This is a genomic window from Duganella levis (assembly GCF_009857605.1).
GTDB classification, from domain to species: domain Bacteria; phylum Pseudomonadota; class Gammaproteobacteria; order Burkholderiales; family Burkholderiaceae_D; genus Rugamonas; species Rugamonas levis.
This window is the reverse complement of sequence record NZ_WWCT01000001.1, coordinates 444,010-462,887: the sequence shown is the minus strand read 5'-3', so window position 1 is coordinate 462,887 and position 18,878 is coordinate 444,010. Positions and strand designations below refer to the sequence as shown.

The window sequence follows — 18,878 nt, the reverse complement described above, 5'->3', positions numbered from 1 at the left end:
ACATGCGACGCTATCTCGCCCTGTTCATTCTCGTGCTGCTCAGTGGCTGCGGGATAAATTATGTAAAGCAGGTATCGCCTGGCGACGTGGTTGCCAACGACCGTGCGGTGATCGTCTATGGCGTCAAGGTCGAAGGGCAGTGGGGCTATCCAAAATTCTCCATTCTGCTGGATGAGTACGATGCCCAGACCGGCAAGATCACCGGCAATTGCCTGGTCCATACCAAAACCCAGGCCACGGTTGACGGCGCTCCCGGCGGTGTCCAGTATTTTGCTTTTGACGTTCCGCCGGGACAGTATGTTTACAGTCCTTTTAACGCCAACCTTCTTTACGGCGGCAATGTCGCGTTCGAAGCGGCGGCGGGCAAGCGTACTTATGTGGGCGAATTTGTCTACGAGAAAAACCGGGCGGTGACATTGCGCCAGAATCTGGGTGAGGCAAAAGCGTCAATCGACAGGCTATTTCCTGGGTTGAAAGGCAGTCTGTCTCCGGCAGACACCAGAACTGTCAAAAGTCCCTATATCTTTATTTGCACGCCTTAGATTGCATGACCAAATCCCTGCCTGACGAAATCCGCACGTCGCGACTGACGCTGCGCGCGCCGCGTGCGTCCGATGCCGCGCATCTGTTTGCGGCCTACACGCAAGATCTGGAGGTGGCGCGCTTCATGACGTGGCGGCCGCAAACGCGGCTGACTGAAACCGAGGGCTTTATGGCGTACTGCATGAAGGCCTGGGCGGAGAACCGCAGCCGCGCCTATCTGCTGGTGCCGCACGACAATGACGACGTGCCGATCGGCATGCTGGATGCGCGCTTGCAGCCGCGCACGATCGACATCGGCTACGTGCTGCAACGGAAATCCTGGGGCGAGGGATTGATGCCGGAAGCCATCGACGCATTCACTCAATTGGCGCTGTCGCTGCCGGACTATTTCCGCATCCAGGCCACTTGCGACGTAGAAAACGCCGCCTCCGCGCGCACGCTGGAAAAGTCCGGTTTCTTGCTGGAAGGGCGGCTGGAGCGGCATACCGTCGTCCCCAACCTGAGCGAGGAGCCGCGCGCCTGCTTCATGTACGCCCGCTGCAAATGAACATTGCCGTCGCAAGTCCATCCGACCTTGCCGATATCACCGCCCAGCGCCTACCAGCGACAAGGCATCGGCGCCCAATTGCTGGCCGCGTGCCGGCCATATCTCGACCAGCACCCCTCATACTGCCTGCCGTATGCACACCTGCAGCCTTTTTACGACGCAGCCGGATTCACCTTAGCAGGCAACGCCGAGTTGCCGGATTTTCTCGCTCAGCGCCTGGCATTCTATCTGGCGAAGGGCCAGGCGGTCATCGCGATGCAGCGGCCTCCTGGGGCTAAAATGCGCTCTTGATCACGCCGCCGTCGACCCGCAGCGCTGCGCCGGTGGTTGCCGATGCCAATGGGCTGGCGATGTAAGCCACCATCGACGCCACTTCCTGCGGCGTGCCGAAGCGTTTGATCAGCGAAGTTGGGCGTACATGAACGAAAAACTCCGACTCAACTTGCTCGAAACTCTTGTCGGCCGCACGCGCCATGTCTTCGACGAAATCGCCCACGCCGCGTGATTTGGTCGGTCCCGGCAGCACGCTGTTGACAGTGATGCCGGTGCCGGCAACCGATTCCGCCAGCCCGCGCGACACCGCCAGTTGCGCCGTCTTGGTCATGCCGTAGTGGATCATCTCGGTCGGGATCTGCACCGCGCTCTCGCTGGAGATGAAGATGATGCGGCCCCAATTGGCCTGTTTCATCTCCGGCAGCACCAGCCGCGCCAGGCGCACGCCGCTCAGCACATTGACGTCAAAGACGCGCAGCCAGTCTTCGTCGGGAATATCTTCAAACGCCTTGGGCTCGAAAATCCCCAGGTTGTTGACCAGAATGCTGATGCCCGGATAGCGGCGGACTACTTCCTGCGCCGCGTCGGCCTTGCTCAAGTCGCCGGCATAGCCGTGCACCGTGCCATGCGTTTCCGCGCGGATACGTTCGACCGCCTCATCTACGCCTTCCTGCGTCCGGCCATTGACGATCACGCTGGCGCCTTCCAGGGCCAGCGTGGATGCGATCGCGTAACCAATGCCTGCTGTACTGCCACTCACCAATGCCAGCTTGCCATTGAGTTGTAAGTTCATATCGACTCTCCTTGGTTGATTGACTCCTGATAATAGCCACCCGGCGCGACAGGTCATACACACGATCGGGCGCAAATCCACACTTACCAAAGGCGGAGCGACTGGCGCGCCACCCCCTGCCTATACTGATCTTTTACCATCAAATGAAGGAAGACGTGATGAACACCCGCTTCAAGTTGTTGCTGCCTCTACTCCTTGCAGTAAAGCTCGCCTATGCGGCGCCAGCGCCGGCGATCCAGTCGGCCAGCAAGCTCAGCTTCGGCGATGCCGGTACCTTATTCGTCGCCGACTGGAAAGGCGCGCGCATTTTTGCACTGCCGCTGCCAGCCGCCGCCAGCCCGGCGGGCAAACCATTCAACCTGCTGGATGTGCAGGCGCCGATCGCCAAAGCACTCGGCGTAGCGCCGACGGCCTTGCGTTTTGAAGATCTGGCCGTCCAGCCCGGCAGCGAACTGGCTTACGTGGCACTGACCGTGCGCGGCGCCAAGGGCCAGAGCAAACCCGCCATCGTCAGCATCGACGCAGCGGGCAAAGTGAAACGGCTGGACCTGAGCAAGGCGTCGGGCTCGGCAGCGATCAGCGATGCGCCGAAGGGCGACGTGACCTTCTGGCGCGACCTGCCGGAACAGACGCTCACCGTGACCGACATGCGCTATTACGATAACAAGCTGTACGTCGCCGGTCTGTCGGACCGCAGCTTCGCGTCCACCTTGCGCGTGTACGACTATCCATTCAACGGCAAGGCCACCGCCACCACCATCGAAATGTACCATCCGGTGCACAATCAGGTGGAAACCCGCGCGCCGATCCGCAGCATGACCGTGATGACCATCGGCGGTGAGCCGACGCTGGTAGCGGCCTATACCTGCACGCCGCTGGTCACCATTCCGCTCAAGGATTTGAAGGACGGTGCGCACATCGCCGCCCGGACCGTGGGCGAGCTGGGGTGGGGCAGTGCGCCTAACGGACTGGTGAGCTTCAAGGTGGGCGATGCGGAATATGCCTTGCTGGTCAATTCCAGCCGTTCGGCCGACCTGCTGAGCGCCACCGATCTGACCAGCGCCGTCGCCGCGCCGGGCCTGAACACGCCAATCGAATGGCCGGCCAAACCGTATCTGGGCGTGAAGGCGACCATGACGCCGATGTCGGCGGTGATGCGAATCGATAACCTGAATCCACAACTGTTGCTGGCACTGCGCCGCTCGGATGCCGGCGGCGAGATGCAGCTGGTGTCGATCCCGAAAGGCGGCTATCTGCGCCTGAGTGACTTCGTCAACGAATATGATTTCCCCGACTACCGCTATCCGGACGGCGACAAATTCCGCGACTTCCACAAATATGCGCGCACCCTCGAAGGCTATGGCGAACTGGCGCGCTAACGCGGTATTGCTGGCGCTCGTCATGGCTGCCGGAACGGCGTCAGGCGCCAGCGTTACGCCGTCCGGGCCGGAGGTGGCGGAAAATCTGCTGCGCATCGAGCTGCATCTTGACCGGCCCTTAACGGCGGCGCTCGATATTTCCCGCGTCACGCTGCTGGACAGTGCCGGCATGCCGATCCCTGACGCGTTTCTCGACCTGCCGCTGCTCGACCGCAGCGGCAAGAACGTGACGCTGTTGCTGCATCCGGGCCGCATCAAAACCGGCGTCGGGCCGAATGTTGCGCTGGGACCGGCGCTGCGCAGCGGCCAGTCTGTCACGCTGCGCATCGACGATCCGCAGCTGGGCCGTCCATTTGAACAGCGCTGGCAGGTAACGCCGCCGCTGCGCCAGCCTGTCGATCCTCAACAGTGGATGGTGCAAACGGCGCGGCACGGCAGCCGCCAGCCGTTGCGCGTCTCCGCTCCCGCCGCGCTGGATGGCGACGCTGTTGAGGCGATTGCCGTGCAGGGGCCGGACGGCCGGCGCGTGGCTGGTGTCGCCATGCTGACGGGCGGCGAGCGGGAATGGCGGTTCACGCCGGCGCAAAACTGGCGGCCGGGCACGCATCTGTTGCGCATCCACCCTCGATTGGAAGATCCGCAAGGCAACCGTCTGTGTTCGGCCTTTGAGCAAGCGGGGCAAAGCGCAAAACGCTGCGAGGACGAGGGTAAGCTCGCCTTTATTATTGAATAACAGTGACAATAGGTGAGTATTGCATGTCTATAAAGGTTGTATAGTTTCCTCGTAAAATCAAACTTACTTGCGAGGGCTGAATGATAGTTTGGCGCGGATATGGCATTCTGGTGTTGGTGTTCACTGTGCTGGGTTACGCGCTGGGCAGGGTGGGCGCCGAGCAGATCTGGGGTGCGCCGCTGCCGGCGGCCTATCGGCCAAGCTCCGAGTTGGCGGGCATGCTGCTGGCAGCCGCCATCGTCTACGGCCTGCATCGCCTGATTCAATCGCGCCAATCGCCGCGCGCCTACATCGACAAGGCCACCGGCGAAGAGATCATCGTCCATCCGAAGAACGACCTGTTCTTTATTCCCGTGAAAATCTGGCCATACATCCTGGCGGTTCTGGGCATCGTGTTCTTCTTCCAGAAATAAGCCGCCACGCAAGGCAATAGATTTTTTAAATTGGAGTGATGAAAGCGCTTCCACATGGTATAAAGTGGCAACACTTTTACTTTCTCATCCCATGCCCTCCGTCAGAACGCCGATCAGTACGCCGCCCATGTTCAACCTTGCGTGGCCGTTGCTGGTCGAGCTGGGACTGGCGATTGCCTCCAGCATCATCGGCACCGCGCTGGCCTCGCGCATTTCGGACGAGGCGGGCGGCGCTTTCGCCATCGCCAGCCAGGTGTCGGCCGCGCTGTTCATTTTGTTCCGCATCATCGGCGCCGGCGTCAGCGTGGTGGTCACGCAGAATCTCGGCGGCGGCCAGCGCGCCGCGGCTGACAAAGTGGCCCGTGCCGTGGTCGGCGCCAGTACCTGGCTGGGCGCGGTCACCGGCCTGATCGCCATGCTCGGCGCGCACGGCCTGCTGCATCTGCTGAATACCCCCGCTGAAGTCTTCCCGATTGCCGCACCGTTTCTGATCGCGCTGGGCCCGGCCATGCTGTTCGATGCATGGAACGCCTCCATGGCCGGCGTGATGCGCGCGCATCTGCGCACGCGCGACACGCTGGTGGTGCTGATCATCATGCACGTCAGCCACCTGCTGCTGGCGCTGCCGCTGATGTACGGCTGGGGACCGCTGCCGGCGCTTGGCCTGCCGGGCTACGCGCTTGCTTTGGCCGTCAGCCGCATGATCGGGCTGGCGCTGCATCTGATGATGTGGCGCACCCACCTTGCCATTACCGTGGCGCGCGACGACTGGTGGCGCTTGCCGCGTCCCGAACTGTCCGCCGTGCTACATATCGGCTTGCCCGGCGCGGCGGAAAATATCGCCTGGCGGCTGGCCTTCATGGTCAGCGTGGCGACGGCGGCCGAACTGGGCACCAAGGCTTTGGCCACGCAAGCCTACGTGTTACAGCTGATGGGCGGCGTCATGATGTTTAGCATCGCTACCGGGCTGGCGGTGGAAATCGTGGTCGGCTACCTGATCGGCGCCGGCCGTTTGCGTGAAGCGCACCGTGTGGTGCGGCGCGCGCTGGCACGCGGGCTGGTGGTGTGCGTGCTGATCGCTGCCTGTGCGGCGCTGCTGGGTCGCTGGCTGCTCGGCTGGTTCACGCAGGACCACGAGATTCTCGCCGCCGGCGCCACGCTGCTGTGGATCACCGTGCTGCTGGAACCGGGCCGCACCTTCAACCTGGTGGTGATCAACGCGCTGCGCGCGGCCGGTGATGCGCGTTTCCCCGTGATGGCCGGCGCGTTCTCGATGCTGTTCGTGCTGGCCGGCGGCAGCTGGCTGCTGGGCGTGGTGCTGGGCTGGGGCTTGCCTGGCGTCTGGATCGCCTACGCGGCCGATGAATGGATACGCGGCTTGATCATGTGGCGTCGCTGGCAAACCCACGCCTGGGTGCCGCACGCTCGCAGCTCGCGCAAGCGGCTGCGTTCCCCGCTGGTGATCGAGGGCTAGGCCAGTCCGGACGCTGTTTTTTGCGTGACGGGCAGGTTGCGCGCGATCACGCGCAGCATGTCTTCAACGTCAATCGGCTTGGCGATGAAGTCGTTCATGCCGCAGGCGATGCATTCTTCACGCTCGGATTCCATCACGCCGGCCGTCATCGCCAGCACCGGCAGGTTCAGGCGGAGTTCATTGCGAATTTTGCCGGTGGCTTCAAAGCCGTCCATCTCCGGCATCTGCACGTCCATCAGCACCAGGTCGTAGCGGTGCGCCTCGGTGCGCAGGCGTTCAACGGCGAGACGGCCGTTGTCGGCGGTGTCAATGGTCGCGCCGGCGTGCGTCAGCATGGTGCTGGCCACCAGTTGATTAATCGGATTGTCCTCCACCAGCAAGATACGCACGCCGTCGAGCCGCTGGCCGATGATGTCTGCATCGGCCGCTGGCACCGCATCGCGCGCGCTGGCCTGGGCTTGTTGCAGCGTTTCCGCCAACCGCGCGCCGGTGACGGGTTTGAGCAGCACCGCGTCCGCCATCTGAGCGCCGTCGGTGTGCAGCAGCCTGCCCTGGCCGAAAGCGCTGATCATCAGGATCACCGGCGTTTTGGCGATGGCGTCGTCGGCGCGGATCGCCTGCATGGTGGCCAGACCGCACATGCCGGGCATGTCCCAGTCCACCAATACACCATCGTAGCGCGGACCTTGACTGTGCAGTAGCGCCAACGCCTGCTCGCCGGTGCTGGCGCTATCGCAGCTCCAGCCGCGCGCGCGTATCGTGCGACACAGATAGTCGGCGCTGGTGCTGTCATCGTCCACCACCAGCAGGTGCTGGACCGCGCCGAGACGTTCCTGCGCCGGTTCGACGCCGGCCTGCAGCGGCACGGTGAGAATGAATTCGCTGCCCACTCCGTGCGTGCTGCGGACGTCGATGTCGCCGTTCATCAGCGCGGCCAGGCGGCGCGAGATCGCCAGTCCAAGGCCTGTGCCGCCGAAGCGGCGCGTCATAGACGCATCGGCCTGCGAGAAAGGCGCGAATAACTGCGTCAGGCGGTCAGCGGGAATGCCGATGCCGCTGTCACGCACCGTGAAGCGCAGCGTTGCCGGCGCCTGCGCCAATTCCACCAGCACCGATACTGATCCTTTTTCGGTGAACTTGATGGCGTTGCCGACCAGGTTGACCAGCACCTGTTGCAGCCGGTGGCCATCACCCACCAGCGATTGCGGCACGCCTGCTTCAACGCCGATCGCCAGTTCCAGATCCTTCTCACCGGCGTTGACGGTCATGATGGTGGCAACCGCCTCCAGCATGGCGGACAGGTGGAACGGCGCCGGCGCCAGCTCCATGCGGCCCGCCTCGATCTTGGAAAAATCCAGCACGTCATTCAGGATGCTGAGCAGCGAGTGACCTGACGACCGTATCATGTCCACGTACTTGCGCTGTTCGCCCGACAGCGTGGTATTGCCCAGCAAATGTGCCATGCCCAGCACCGCATTCAATGGCGTGCGGATTTCATGGCTCATGTTGGCGACGAATTCGCTCTTGGCGCGGCTGGCCGCTTCCGCCAGGTCACGCGCGGCGATCAGCGAACTTTCGGACTGCCGCAATGCGCCTGTCATCTGCCGCGCCAGCGCGGTGGCGTAGGCCTGGCGTGCGGTCAGCGCCCGCACCACGCCGAAGAACAGCAGGCTGATAATCACGCCGGCCAGCAGCACGATGTGCGACTTCTGGCGGTCGATGGCGTCTTCAAATGTCGGCTGCGAGGCAAAGCGCAGCGTCCATTGGTGATGCAGCAGGTCCAGCGACATGGTGCGCAGATACGGATTCGGATACTGCTGCGGATCGGCCGGTGCGCGCTCGCTGGAATACAGCAGCGAGGCCGGACGGGCGCCGTTGCCGTCGAAGATCTCCACCCGCACCGTGTGATCGGCGGGGCCAAGCAGGTCGCGCATCAACTCGTCGGCGCGGATTGGGCTATAGGCAAAACCCTGCAACGCTGCCATGCGCTGCTCGGGCGTGCTGTCCGTGCCGAGGCGCGAGTCCTTGCGATAGATCGGGAAGTACATCAGGAAGCCGGGCAGGCCGGTGTTGTCGTGATCCTGCACCAGCACCACCTTGGCCGTCAGCGCCGGCGAACCGCTGCGCGCAGCCTGCAGCAAGGCCACGCGGCGGGTCGGCTCGGACAGCATGTCGTAGCCGAAGGCGCGCAGGTTGCGGCCGGCGAACGGCTCCAGGTACATCACCACCACCGAGCTGCCGCTATCGGGACCTTGGTTATTGCTCCAGATGTGGAAGTCCTCGTAGCCCTGGTTGCGGATGTCCTTCTCGGTGGGGTCGCGCTGGTCGGCGCGCAGATACATGCCGTAGCCCAGTCCCATCACGCCGGGGAAGTTGTACGGCAGGTCCATGCCTTCGGCGAAGTCGCGCCACTGGTCGCGCGTTGGTTCCTGCTGCGCCTTGAACAGCGCCTGGGCGCCGCGCAGGCCGGATTCATACAGCGTCATGCGGCGTGCGATGCGCTTGGCGATATCGGCACATTCGGATTCGAACTGCTCCTGCGCGCGCCGCTCGGTGCTGGCCGACAGCAGGTGCCACACCGCCACCGTCAGGCCGACGCCGATCAGCAGCGTGCCCCATTGCGCGGCGTTGTAGCTGACCGCATCGTTGCCGGCGCGCTTGCGTTCACTGACGTCGGCGCACAGCACCATGGCGATCAGGCTGCACAGCATGATGAAACTGACCAGCGCAATCAGCGCGTCGTTCAGCGTGCCGACCGCGAATGGCCCGTAGCCGTGGATGGTGCCCGTCACTGCGCAGCAGGCGGTCACCATGCAGATGGTGCTGGCGCCGCGCAGGCCATGCCGGTGTGAAGACCAGGCGATGGCCAGCACGAACAGATACGGCAGCCATCCCAGTCCATCGTCGTAGGAGTAACGGCGGCCGAACACTGCATACGACAACGCCGCCAGCACCAGCAGCGACAGCGCGATTTCCAACGCGCCGCGCCAGTTCCAGCGCGGCAGCCGCCGCACGCACCAGATGATGATGGCCGGGCCGACAAGCAGCACGCCGGCCATGTCGCCGACCCACCAGGTCAGCGCGATGGCGCCATGCGCGGCGGCCGGCGCCAGTCCGCTATAGACCAGCGTGCTGCTGCCGATGACGGCGCTGACCGCGCTCATGGCCATCGCCACCAACGCGAATTTGTAGACGTTCTGCTGTTGGCCGATCGGCTGTTTGATGTCGAAGTAGCGTTTGACCAGCCACACGCCGGACAAGCCTTCGAGCGTATTACCGCTGGCGATCAGCGAGGAGGCCAGCAGCACGCCGCTGTTGAGCGGCAGGCCGTTGGCGTGGAAGGTGGCGAGGTTGGCGGCCAACGCTCCCAGGAAGATAGCCGGCCAGGCGCGATAACCGATCAGCAGCAACGCCGCAAAGGCGATGCCGGACGGCGGCCAGACTGGCGTCGCATTCGTATGCGCGAACGCCAGCAGCAGGCTGGCGCGGGCAATCAAGGCGTAGCACAGCGTGAGCAGCACAAGCGCGCGCATGGCGGATTCTGTGGTTGTCAACGATGAGCCACTATAGCGTAAATATTGTCATAATGGTTTGGCAGATGCACCCATCGCGGGTTATATTTTGTCATCTTTGTTGATAGCGAGTGAACCTTGTCCTTGTCTTCCAACGATACCCTGATCGTTGCTGTGTCGGTGCTATTTGCCGTGCTGGTCGGCCTGTTGTCCCTGGTGATGAACGTGCGCCAGACGGCGGCGCGCGACGCGGCCCGGCTACGCAGCCAGGAAAGCGAACGGCGCGCGCGCGTGCTGGCCGACACGCTGCCATTACTGATCGCTTACCTCGACCGCGACCTGCGCTACCGCTTCGCCAACGCCCATTACCGCGCGCAGTGGGGGCTGGAGCCGCAGGATATGTTGGGTAAAACCGTCAGTGAAGTATTCGGTCCGGCGGCCGGACCATGGCTGGAGGATTTGGAGTCGGCGCTAGCCGGGCGTCGCTTGCATTACGAACGCGACTTCCAGGGCCCCAATGGCGTGGACCACTTCCTGGTCGATCTGGTGCCGGACATCGCACCGGACGGCCGCGTCTCCGGCTTCTACTTGACCGCGATGAATATCACCGACCGCAAGAACAGCGAGCAGCGCGCCGAAGCGGCCAGCCGCGCCAAGAGCGAGTTTGTCGCCAATATGAGTCACGAGATCCGTACGCCGATGAACGCGGTGCTGGGCGTGGCCTACCTGCTGGAGAACACGCCGCTGACCCAGGCGCAGAAGGAATACGTCGGCATGATACGGTCGTCCGGCCAGATGCTGCTGGGTGTTTTGAACGACGTACTGGATTTTTCCAAGATCGAGGCCGGGCGCATGGAGCTGGCGCCGCAGCCTTTCCTGCTGAGGGAAGTACTGGACTCACTATCCAACGTGATGTCGCTGCCGGCCAATGCGCGCGGCATCAGCCTCGCCATCGACGCCGACGACGAAGTGCCGCCAGTGCTGGTGGGCGACGCCATGCGCCTGCAACAGATTCTCCTCAACCTGGTGGGCAATGCGGTCAAGTTCACGGAGCGCGGCGGCGTGTCGGTGCGGGTGATGCTGGAGCAGGCTGCGGCGGAGCAGGGCTTGCGGCTGCGTTTCACGGTGCGCGACTCCGGCATCGGCATGGACCTGGAACAGCAGAGCCGCCTGTTCTCCGCCTTTAACCAGGCCGACGCCTCCACCACGCGGCGCTTCGGCGGCACCGGCCTGGGACTGGCGATCTGCCGCCGGCTGACGGAGCTGATGGGCGGCGCTATTTCGGTGCGGAGCACGCCGGGCGCCGGCAGCGAGTTTGTGGTGACGCTGCCGTTTGGCGTGGCCGACGACGACGTCCCGGTCGAACATCCGGCCTTGCAGACCGCCGCCGCGCAGGGCTGGCTGATGCCGGAGGCGCCGGCCTCGCAGGACGCGCCACCGGAGCCCGAGCCGGCGCCCGCTCCCCGATTGCAAGGACTGCGGCTGCTGCTGGTGGAAGACCATCCGCTGAATCAGCTGGTGGCGCGCGGCATGCTGGAACACGCCGGCGCCAGTGTGGAGGTGGCGGAAAACGGCCAACTGGCGGTGGACCGCCTGCGCGACCGCGCCGAAGACTACGACATCGTGCTGATGGACGTGCAAATGCCGGTGATGGACGGCTTCGAGGCCACGCGCCACATCCGTCATGCACTCGGCCTGAAACTGCCGGTGCTGGCGATGACGGCGGGCGTGATGCAATCGGAGCAGGACCAGTGCATCGACGCCGGCATGGACGATTTCATCGCTAAACCGGTGGATGTGGAGCAGATGCTGGACACCATTTCGCGCCATTGGGACGCAATTCGCGCCCGCTGAACGCATTTCGTCACATGGCCGCACGGCCGCCCCGGTGCGTGGATAAAGTGGCATCACACCTTAACCACTTGATCCAACCGGGAGCCTGACATGTCCAAATTGATCCTCGCCTTGCTGCTTGCTGTTTGCTTCTCTGCCCATGCCGCCGACCTGACCATCCATGTTGACGGCGTCGCCAGCGCCGAAGGCAATGTCATGATCGCCGTCTACAACTCGGCCGACACCTTCCTCGCCAAGCCACTGCGCGCGGTGCAGGCACCGGCCAAAAACGGCACGGTGGAAATTAAAGTAGCCGACCTGCCGGTTGGCGACTACGCCTTCGCCGTCTACCACGACGCCAACGCCAACGGCAAAATGGACCGCAACATGGTCGGCATGCCGACCGAGGACTACGCCTTCAGCAACAACGCCTTCGGCAAGCGCGGCGCGCCACGCTTCGAAGAAGCCCGCATCGCGCTGCCGGCCGATGGCGCCGTCACTGCCGTCAACCTGCGCTGATCGGAGAGCCGACATGACCAACCGCCGCCAATTCCTCAGCTTCGCCGCACTGGGCCTGGCTTCCTCGTCCGCACTGGCCGACAGCCTGACCTACGAATCCTTCCACCACGCGCTGGACGGTAACGCGCGGCTGATGGCCTACGCCGACCATACCGGTGACGTCTCCGGCGACGCCACGGTGCTGGGCCGGATGCCGGCGGACCTGAACGGTGTCTTTTATCGTAATGGGCCGGGACGCTTTGAACTGGGCGGCGAACGCTATCACCACTGGTTCGACGGCGACGGCTTCGCCCAGCGCTGGCAGATCGGCGACGGCAAGGTCAGTCATATCGGCCGCTTCGTCGCCACGCAAAAATTCCAGGACGAGAGCAAGGCAGGGCAATTCCTGTATCCGGCCTTCGGCACCTACGTCGGCCGCAAGGCAGTCAAGAACAACGACAGCGTCAACGTCGCCAACACCAATCTGCTGCCGTTCAATGGCCGCGTGTACGCGCTGTGGGAGGGCGGTTCGGCTACGGAAGTCGATCCGCAAACGTTGGCCACGCGTGGCATCAAGACCTGGCGCCCGGACCTGAAAGCCATGCCGTTTTCGGCGCACCCGAAGATCGACCCGGACGGCGGCCTGTGGAACTTCGGTAATGCGCCGGGCTCCAATCAGTTGGCGATCTACCGCATGAATGCAGTGGGCGAGGTCACGCGCACCGCCATGATCCCGGTGCCGCAACTGAACATGGTGCACGACTTCGTGGTCAGCGGCCGTCACCTGATCTTCCTGGTGGCGCCTTACGATATGCGCACCGGCCCCGAAGTCAGCTTGGGCGACAGCATGCACTGGGCCGGCGACAAGCTGCCACTGCGCGCCATCGTCATCTCCAAGGATACGCTGGCGCTGCGCCAGGTATTCGAACTGCCGGCACGCTCGGTGTTCCACTTCGGGAATGCCTATGAAGATGGCGCCTGCACCCGGCTGGACGTGGTGCTGCATGAAGGCGATGCCTTGCGCAAGGTCGGACTGCCGATGCGCGGCCAGATGCGCATGGTGGGCGACAATCCCTCCAGTACGGTGCAGATCACGCTGGACTACGCCAGTGGCCAGGCGCGCGAGGCGCGGATGTTCGGCGTCAGCGAATTCCCGCGCGTGATGCCACAGGTGGTGTCGGCGCGTCACCGCAAACTGCTGGTGCTGGGCGCCAGCGGCCGCGAACTGATACTCGACAGCGTCAATGTGATCGACACCGACAGCGGCAAAGTGGACGGCTACGCCTTTGGACCCGGCTGGCAAGTCGAGGAGCACGTATTGGTACCGCGCCGTGGCGCGCGTTCGGAGACGGATGGCTATGTGGTCGGCGTGGCGCAGGACACGCGCCGCGCACAAAGCGTACTGACGGTGTTTGATGCGCACAACATCAAGGCTGGTCCGGTAGCGCTGGCACGCTTGCCATATCGCGCGCCGGTTTGCTTTCATGGTAACTTTCTGGCGGCATGAATTAAATGAAAGCAGAGATGACGCAACAAGACCGTAGCCTGGTGCGCGAGCACCCGCTGGAGCTGATCCCGTTTTTCCGCCGCTGGCAGCCGTCGCTGGTCCGCGACTGGCTGTACACGGTGATCTGGAGTACCTTGCTCGGCGTGGTGCTGACCGCGTTTGTGCGCCTGCTGACCAATGACGACGCCACCTTGTACGAGCGGCTGTGGTCCATGCTGCTCATGTCGAATCTGGTCGGCGCGATCTTCCATGGCAGCGCATTGGCGGCCAATCGGCTGTTGGACGGCTGGCCGCGTCGCGCGCACCGTCTGCCGCGTGTCCTGTTCAACATGGCCCTGATGGCGTTCAGTGTGCTGGCTGGCGTCCTGCTGGGGAATATGATCTGGAACGGTAGTAATCCGCTGCACCTGCTGGGCAACCGCGCGGTGGTGTTGCAGTGCCTGGTGATCGGCGCGTTTGTGGCGCTGCTGATGTACATGGTGCGCAGCGCCGCCGAGCGTCGCAGCGCCCGCGCCATGGAAGCGGTGCGTCAGAAGGAATTTGTGGCGGCCAGTGCGCGCATGCTGGCCGAGGCGCGGCTGCGCGCATTGCAAGCGCAGATCGAGCCGCATTTTTTGTATAACACGCTGGCCAATGTGGTGAGCCTGATCGGACCTCGTCCGGCCCAGGCGCAGCACATGCTGGAGCGCTTCATCGACTATCTGCGCGCCAGCCTGGCCGCCAGCCGCAGCGACGAGGCGACACTGGCGTCCGAAGCCGCGCTGATCGCCGCCTATCTGGACGTGCTGGCAGTGCGCATGGGCGACCGCCTGCGCTACCGCATCGACGTGCCGGACGAGTTGCGCCAGTTCCGCATCGCGCCGATGCTGCTGCAACCGGTGGTGGAAAACGCCATTGCGCACGGCCTGGAGCCGAAGGTGGAAGGCGGCGAGATCGTGGTCAGCGCGCGGGTCGAAGGTGAGCAGGTCAGCATCCGCATCAGCGACACCGGCGCGGGCCTGAACGAATCGGCGCCGCGCAAGCCGGGGGGCGGCGTCGGCCTGAGTAATCTGCGTGAGCGCCTGGGCAGTTTGTATGGCGGCGCCGCTAAGGTAGAATTATTGGAAAATCAACCCTGCGGCATGACGGTGCGCGTCTTGCTGCCTTTGAATGTGAGTCCGACATCGATACCATCCGTGCCCTGATCGCAGATGATGAAGCCCATCTGCGCGAATACTTGGAAAGCCAGCTGAAAACCGTTTGGCCGGAACTGCGGGTCGTGGCTCGCGCCGCCAACGGTATCGAAGCGCTGCGCATGATCGATGAAGAGGCGCCGGAGGTGGTGTTTCTCGATATCCGCATGCCGGGCCTGACCGGGCTGGATGTCGCCGCCAAACTGGTGGACAGCCCCAAGCCGCCGCACATTGTGTTCGTCACGGCCTATGACCAGTATGCGGTGGAAGCCTTTGAGCACTCGGCGGTGGATTACCTGCTGAAGCCAGCCAACATCGAGCGTCTCGAGAAGACCGTCGCCAAGCTGAAGGTGCGGTTGAAGCCTGCGTCGGCCGAAGGCGCGGTGCCGGCGGCGGCGTTGCACGCCTTATTGGCGCAACTGGCCGTTGCAGTGCCGGCGGCTGCACCAGCCGCCGCGCCGCTGCAATGGATACGCGCCACGCACGGCGAGGAAACGCGTTTAATCCCGATCGACGACGTGATCTACTTCCAGAGTAACGATAAATACACCAGCGTGTTTGTGGCGGATGGCGAAAGCCTGATCCGCACGCCGATCAGCAAGCTGCGCGAGCAGCTCGATGAACAGCAGTTCTGGCAGATCCACCGCAGCGTGATTGTCGCCGCGCGCCATGTGGCCGGCACGCGGCAGGATTTTCGCGGTCGCTTGATGGTGCAGCTGAAAGGCCGCCCGGAACAGCTGGTCGTCAGCCGTAACTACGTCGATCTGTTCCGGGGGATGTGACTCTTTACTTGGCCAGTACCGGCTTGACTTTGGAAGCCGCCAGCTTGGCGTTGACGCGTGCGGTTTCGACGTCGTCGGCGGTCGCCAGGGCCACGCCCATGCGGCGGCGGGCGAACGATTCCGGCTTGCCGAACAGGCGAATGTCGGTGTTCGGCACACGCAGCGCGTCGGCCACGCCCTCAAAGGCGATGCCTGCCGCTTCGTGCTGGCCGTAGATGACAGCCGAAGCGCCCGGCGCCTTCAGCGCCACGTTGACCGGCAGGCCGAGAATCGCCTTGGCGTGCAGTTCGAATTCGCTTTGCACTTGCGTTGCCATGGTCACCATGCCGGTATCGTGCGGACGCGGGCTGACTTCCGAGAACCACACCATATCGTCCTTGACGAACAGCTCTACGCCGAACAGGCCGAGGCCACCCAGGTCCGCCGTGACCTTGCCGGCGATGTCGCGTGCGCGCACCAGCGCCACCGGGTCCATGCGGCATGGCTGCCACGATTCCACGTAGTCGCCTTGTACTTGCACGTGGCCGATCGGCTCGCAGTATTGCGTGATGACCTGGCCATCTTCGCCCAGCGAACGCACGGTCAGCAGGGTGATTTCGTAGTCGAAGTCGATAAAGCCTTCAACGATCACGCGGCCCGAGTCCACGCGGCTGCCGGCGGCGGCGTAGTCCCACGCGGCTTTGACTTCGGCGGCGCTGTCGATCTTCGACTGGCCTTTGCCCGACGACGACATCACCGGCTTGATCACGCATGGGAAGCCCACGGCTTCGGCGCCGGCGGCCAGTTCTTCCAGGCTGCTGGCGAAGCGGTATGGCGACGTGGCGATGCCCAGCGTTTCTGCTGCCAGACGGCGGATGCCTTCGCGGTTCATGGTCAGCTGCGCGGCGCGCGCGGTTGGAATGCAGGTGATCTTGCCGGCTTGTTCCAGCTCCGCCAGTTTGTCGGTGGCGATGGCTTCGATTTCCGGCACCACCAGGTCAGGCTTCTCTTGCTCGATCAGCGCCGCCAGCGCATCGCCGTCGGTCATGTTGATGACGTGGGCGCGGTGTGCCACCTGGTGACCAGGCGCGTTTGGATATCGGTCGACGGCAATCACTTCGACGCCCAGGCGCTGCAGCGCGATGATGACTTCCTTGCCGAGTTCACCGGAGCCAAGCAGCATGACTTTGGTGGCGGTAGGGGACAGGGGCGTGCCGAGAGTGCGTGGAGTGTTCATAGCTTGGAAATGGAAGTTAGAAAGAATAAACCAGTGTCACCGAGGTTTGCGTGTCGGTGTTTTTCTTGTCAGCCGGGACGTTGGTATCGCTGCGGATATTGAACGCGGCCTTCATCTGCATGGTGCTGTTGATTTTGGTGCGCAGCGCGGTTTCCGCCATCGAATGGATATTGTCGGTGCCGCGTTCGACGATGACGTTCTGGCTGAATTGTGCGCTGTCGCTCAGCTTCCATTTCAGGAGTGCCGCACCGCGCACAGTCGGGCCGTTTTCGGTTTCGGTGGGCGAGCGTACGCCGCGGAAGTAGCCGGGACCGACTTCCACGTCCAGCGTGTGCGTGTCCGATTGGTAGATTTGCGTACCGTAACCGACGCCGATGGTCGAGTAGCGGGTATAGGCGCCGAATTTGTCGTCGACGTGGGTCGCCAGCGCATACAGCTTGCCATGCTCGTCGTGCAGCAGCTTGTAAGCCGCTTTGGCCGATGCCGCGTAGCGCTGCGCCGAGCGCTCGCGCACTTGCTGGCCTTCGTCGTTGGTGACTTGTTCATCCTTGAAGTAACCGGACAGGATGTATTCATTGCTCCAGTTGTGCAGCTCCTGCTTGGCATCGAGCTTGCCGGTGACCGAAGTACCGACCGTGTTACCCGAGGTGGAGATGGCGCCCAGTTCAGCGGAAGTGTTCCAGCCATGGGCATTGACCGGGTCCATCGAGTCTGCGGCGGCATAGCCGTGGGCCAGCGCAAGCGCAGAGAGAATAAGGAGAGATTTCATAGGCAAGAGGACACGGCGCCGCGCAGCGGCAACACGCTGTCGTGATACGGAAAGAAGGCGGTATTGTACCCGACATAGAGCGACAATGCCGCATCGGAGACGGGATGTGCGAGGACGTACAGACTGGCGATGCGGCGGAGCGGATGATGAAGGCTCTTATCAAAGGGGCATCAATCATGAAAATCATCCTGTGCGCGGCGTTAGTCGCAATGACTGGTGTGGCCGGCGCCGCCGTCAACCGCTGTGTTGACGCTGACGGCCATGTGCTGTTGACCGACGTCGATTGCCCGCAAGGCAGCCGCGCTGAAGACGACAATATCGAGCGTGTGCCGGCGGCGATGACCACGTCCGTGGCGGCCGCTCCGGCGCCGCGCAGCCGCTGGGCCGATCTGCCGCGCGCGCAAGTGCGCAAGACTGTCAGCACCGATGTCGCCACCTTGCAGGCCGCGCGTCAAAGCCTGACCATGGAAGATGAACTGCGCAAGCAGCGTCGCCTGGTCAGCGCCCGTTGATGTAGTCTTCCAGCCCGGCCGCCAGGGCAGTGTAGACGGCCGCGCAGGCAGGATTGCTACGCAGGTTTTCATGCATGGCCAGCCAGGTCTCCATGCTGATGTTGAACTGGCCGGGCACCACCCGCACCAGATCGGGGTCGCGCGCCGCCAGCCGCACCTGGCAGATGCCGATGCCCAGTCCCGCGCGGATCGATGCCAGGTGGACCAGGTCACTATCGCTGCGTAGCGCAAAGTGGCTGCTGGCCAGGCCGCTCAATAGTGGTTGCAGCTTGCGCGTAAAGGCGCTTTCTGTATCGATGCCGATCAGCGTGTGTTGCTTCATTTCTTCCATATTTTTTGGCATGCCGTGGCGCTCCAGGTAGCGCCGGTGCGCATGGAATCCCAGATCGATATGCCCGACGCGGCGTGCCACCAGCACGTCCTGCTCCGGGCGTTGCATGCGGACGGCGATGTCGGCGTCGCGTCGCAACAGGTTTTCGATGCGGTTGGAGACCGCCAGTTCTATCGTGATGCCGGCATGGCTGTCGCGCAGTTGCACCAGTAAAGGCGGCAGCACTTCCACGCTGACTACTTCGCTGGCCGTCACCCGCACCGTGCCCTTGATCTGCGCGTCGGTGCCACGGCCTATGCCGGAGGCGGCGCGCAGCAGGGCAGATGAAGCGGAAGACAGCGTTTCAGCATAGGGTTGTAGCGCATGGGCAGCGTCGGTGGCGATGAAGCCAGCCTGCGAACGGGTGAACAGCGATAAGCCAAGCGCTTGCTCCAGCGCGTCGATATGGCGGCCGACGGTCGGTTGTGTCAGCCCCAGCGCCCGCGCAGCGCCAGACAGCGAACCTTCCTTCAGTACGGACAGGAAGGAACGGTACAAATCCCAGTTAGGTTCGGCGATAGGCATACGAAATTGTATAGCGGCTATGCAGCT

Annotated in this window: 17 protein-coding genes; 12 read left to right on the top strand and 5 right to left on the bottom strand. The window is 63.5% G+C overall.

The genetic code is table 11. The features are described 5' to 3' along the window. Window positions 1-2: 2 nt before the first annotated feature. Window positions 3-542, top strand: a complete 540-nt coding sequence (locus GTP69_RS02060; protein ID WP_161053306.1) for a hypothetical protein — start codon at window positions 3-5, stop codon at window positions 540-542. 5 nt (window positions 543-547) lie between these two features. Further along, on the top strand, window positions 548-1,090 hold the full coding sequence (locus GTP69_RS02055; protein WP_161053305.1) for a GNAT family N-acetyltransferase: 543 nt from the start codon (window positions 548-550) through the stop codon (window positions 1,088-1,090). A 274-nt stretch (window positions 1,091-1,364) separates the two neighbouring features. Here GTP69_RS02055 and GTP69_RS02050 read toward each other — a convergent pair whose 3' ends face one another. Further along, entirely contained in the window at window positions 1,365-2,156 is a 792-nt protein-coding gene (locus tag GTP69_RS02050) for an SDR family NAD(P)-dependent oxidoreductase (RefSeq protein ID WP_161053304.1), read from the bottom strand. A 158-nt stretch (window positions 2,157-2,314) separates the two neighbouring features. Between GTP69_RS02050 and GTP69_RS02045 the strand changes: the two genes are divergently transcribed. The 4 genes from GTP69_RS02045 (at window position 2,315) to GTP69_RS02030 (ending at window position 6,155) form a co-directional block, all read left to right on the top strand. After that, complete coding sequence (locus GTP69_RS02045) at window positions 2,315-3,535, top strand: hypothetical protein (RefSeq protein WP_229260761.1); 1,221 nt, start codon at window positions 2,315-2,317, stop codon at window positions 3,533-3,535. Window positions 3,536-3,557: 22 nt separating this feature from the next. Further along, window positions 3,558-4,268 carry a hypothetical protein gene (locus GTP69_RS02040; RefSeq protein WP_161053303.1) on the top strand — a complete coding sequence of 237 codons (711 nt, stop codon included), beginning with the start codon at window positions 3,558-3,560 and terminating at the stop codon, window positions 4,266-4,268. 80 nt (window positions 4,269-4,348) lie between these two features. Continuing rightward, window positions 4,349-4,681, top strand: a complete 333-nt coding sequence (locus GTP69_RS02035) for a hypothetical protein (RefSeq protein ID WP_161053302.1) — start codon at window positions 4,349-4,351, stop codon at window positions 4,679-4,681. A gap of 127 nt (window positions 4,682-4,808) precedes the next feature. Next, a complete protein-coding gene (locus GTP69_RS02030; RefSeq protein ID WP_229260760.1) occupies window positions 4,809-6,155 on the top strand; it encodes an MATE family efflux transporter in 1,347 nt (448 codons plus the stop codon). On the opposite strand, the gene GTP69_RS02025 is transcribed toward GTP69_RS02030, so the two are convergent. After that, window positions 6,152-9,688, bottom strand: coding sequence for a CHASE domain-containing protein (locus tag GTP69_RS02025; protein WP_161053300.1), 3,537 nt, complete (start codon window positions 9,686-9,688; stop codon window positions 6,152-6,154). The genes GTP69_RS02030 and GTP69_RS02025 overlap by 4 nt on opposite strands. 117 nt (window positions 9,689-9,805) lie before the next feature. On the opposite strand from GTP69_RS02025, the gene GTP69_RS02020 reads away from it, so the two are divergent. From GTP69_RS02020 to GTP69_RS02000, 5 genes are all read left to right on the top strand, one after another. Next, entirely contained in the window at window positions 9,806-11,521 is a 1,716-nt protein-coding gene (locus GTP69_RS02020) for an ATP-binding protein (protein ID WP_229260759.1), read from the top strand. Between the two features lie 90 nt (window positions 11,522-11,611). Continuing rightward, the gene (locus GTP69_RS02015; RefSeq protein WP_161053299.1) at window positions 11,612-12,019 is read left to right on the top strand and encodes a DUF2141 domain-containing protein; all 408 of its coding nucleotides are present in this window, start codon (window positions 11,612-11,614) and stop codon (window positions 12,017-12,019) included. Window positions 12,020-12,032: 13 nt separating this feature from the next. Next, window positions 12,033-13,505 carry a carotenoid oxygenase family protein gene (locus GTP69_RS02010; protein ID WP_161053298.1) on the top strand — a complete coding sequence of 491 codons (1,473 nt, stop codon included), beginning with the start codon at window positions 12,033-12,035 and terminating at the stop codon, window positions 13,503-13,505. 17 nt (window positions 13,506-13,522) lie between these two features. Next, a complete protein-coding gene (locus GTP69_RS02005; protein ID WP_229260758.1) occupies window positions 13,523-14,689 on the top strand; it encodes a sensor histidine kinase in 1,167 nt (388 codons plus the stop codon). Between the two features lie 20 nt (window positions 14,690-14,709). Beyond that, window positions 14,710-15,459, top strand: coding sequence for a LytR/AlgR family response regulator transcription factor (locus GTP69_RS02000; protein ID WP_229260789.1), 750 nt, complete (start codon window positions 14,710-14,712; stop codon window positions 15,457-15,459). A gap of 4 nt (window positions 15,460-15,463) precedes the next feature. Here GTP69_RS02000 and purT read toward each other — a convergent pair whose 3' ends face one another. Together purT and GTP69_RS01990 are read right to left on the bottom strand one after the other, a co-directional pair. Beyond that, on the bottom strand, window positions 15,464-16,675 hold the full coding sequence (gene purT / locus GTP69_RS01995; protein WP_161053296.1) for a formate-dependent phosphoribosylglycinamide formyltransferase: 1,212 nt from the start codon (window positions 16,673-16,675) through the stop codon (window positions 15,464-15,466). 16 nt (window positions 16,676-16,691) lie between these two features. Continuing rightward, window positions 16,692-17,444 (bottom strand): DUF481 domain-containing protein, encoded by a 753-nt coding sequence (locus GTP69_RS01990; protein ID WP_161053295.1) that lies wholly within the window; start codon window positions 17,442-17,444, stop codon window positions 16,692-16,694. A 176-nt stretch (window positions 17,445-17,620) separates the two neighbouring features. Here GTP69_RS01990 and GTP69_RS01985 point away from each other — a divergent pair, with 176 nt between their 5' ends. Beyond that, window positions 17,621-17,956, top strand: coding sequence for a DUF4124 domain-containing protein (locus GTP69_RS01985; RefSeq protein ID WP_229260757.1), 336 nt, complete (start codon window positions 17,621-17,623; stop codon window positions 17,954-17,956). Here GTP69_RS01985 and GTP69_RS01980 read toward each other — a convergent pair. Beyond that, a complete protein-coding gene (locus tag GTP69_RS01980) occupies window positions 17,943-18,851 on the bottom strand; it encodes a LysR family transcriptional regulator (RefSeq protein WP_161053293.1) in 909 nt (302 codons plus the stop codon). The two genes, GTP69_RS01985 and GTP69_RS01980, sit on opposite strands and share 14 nt — an antisense overlap. Between the last annotated feature and the right edge of the window lie 27 nt (window positions 18,852-18,878).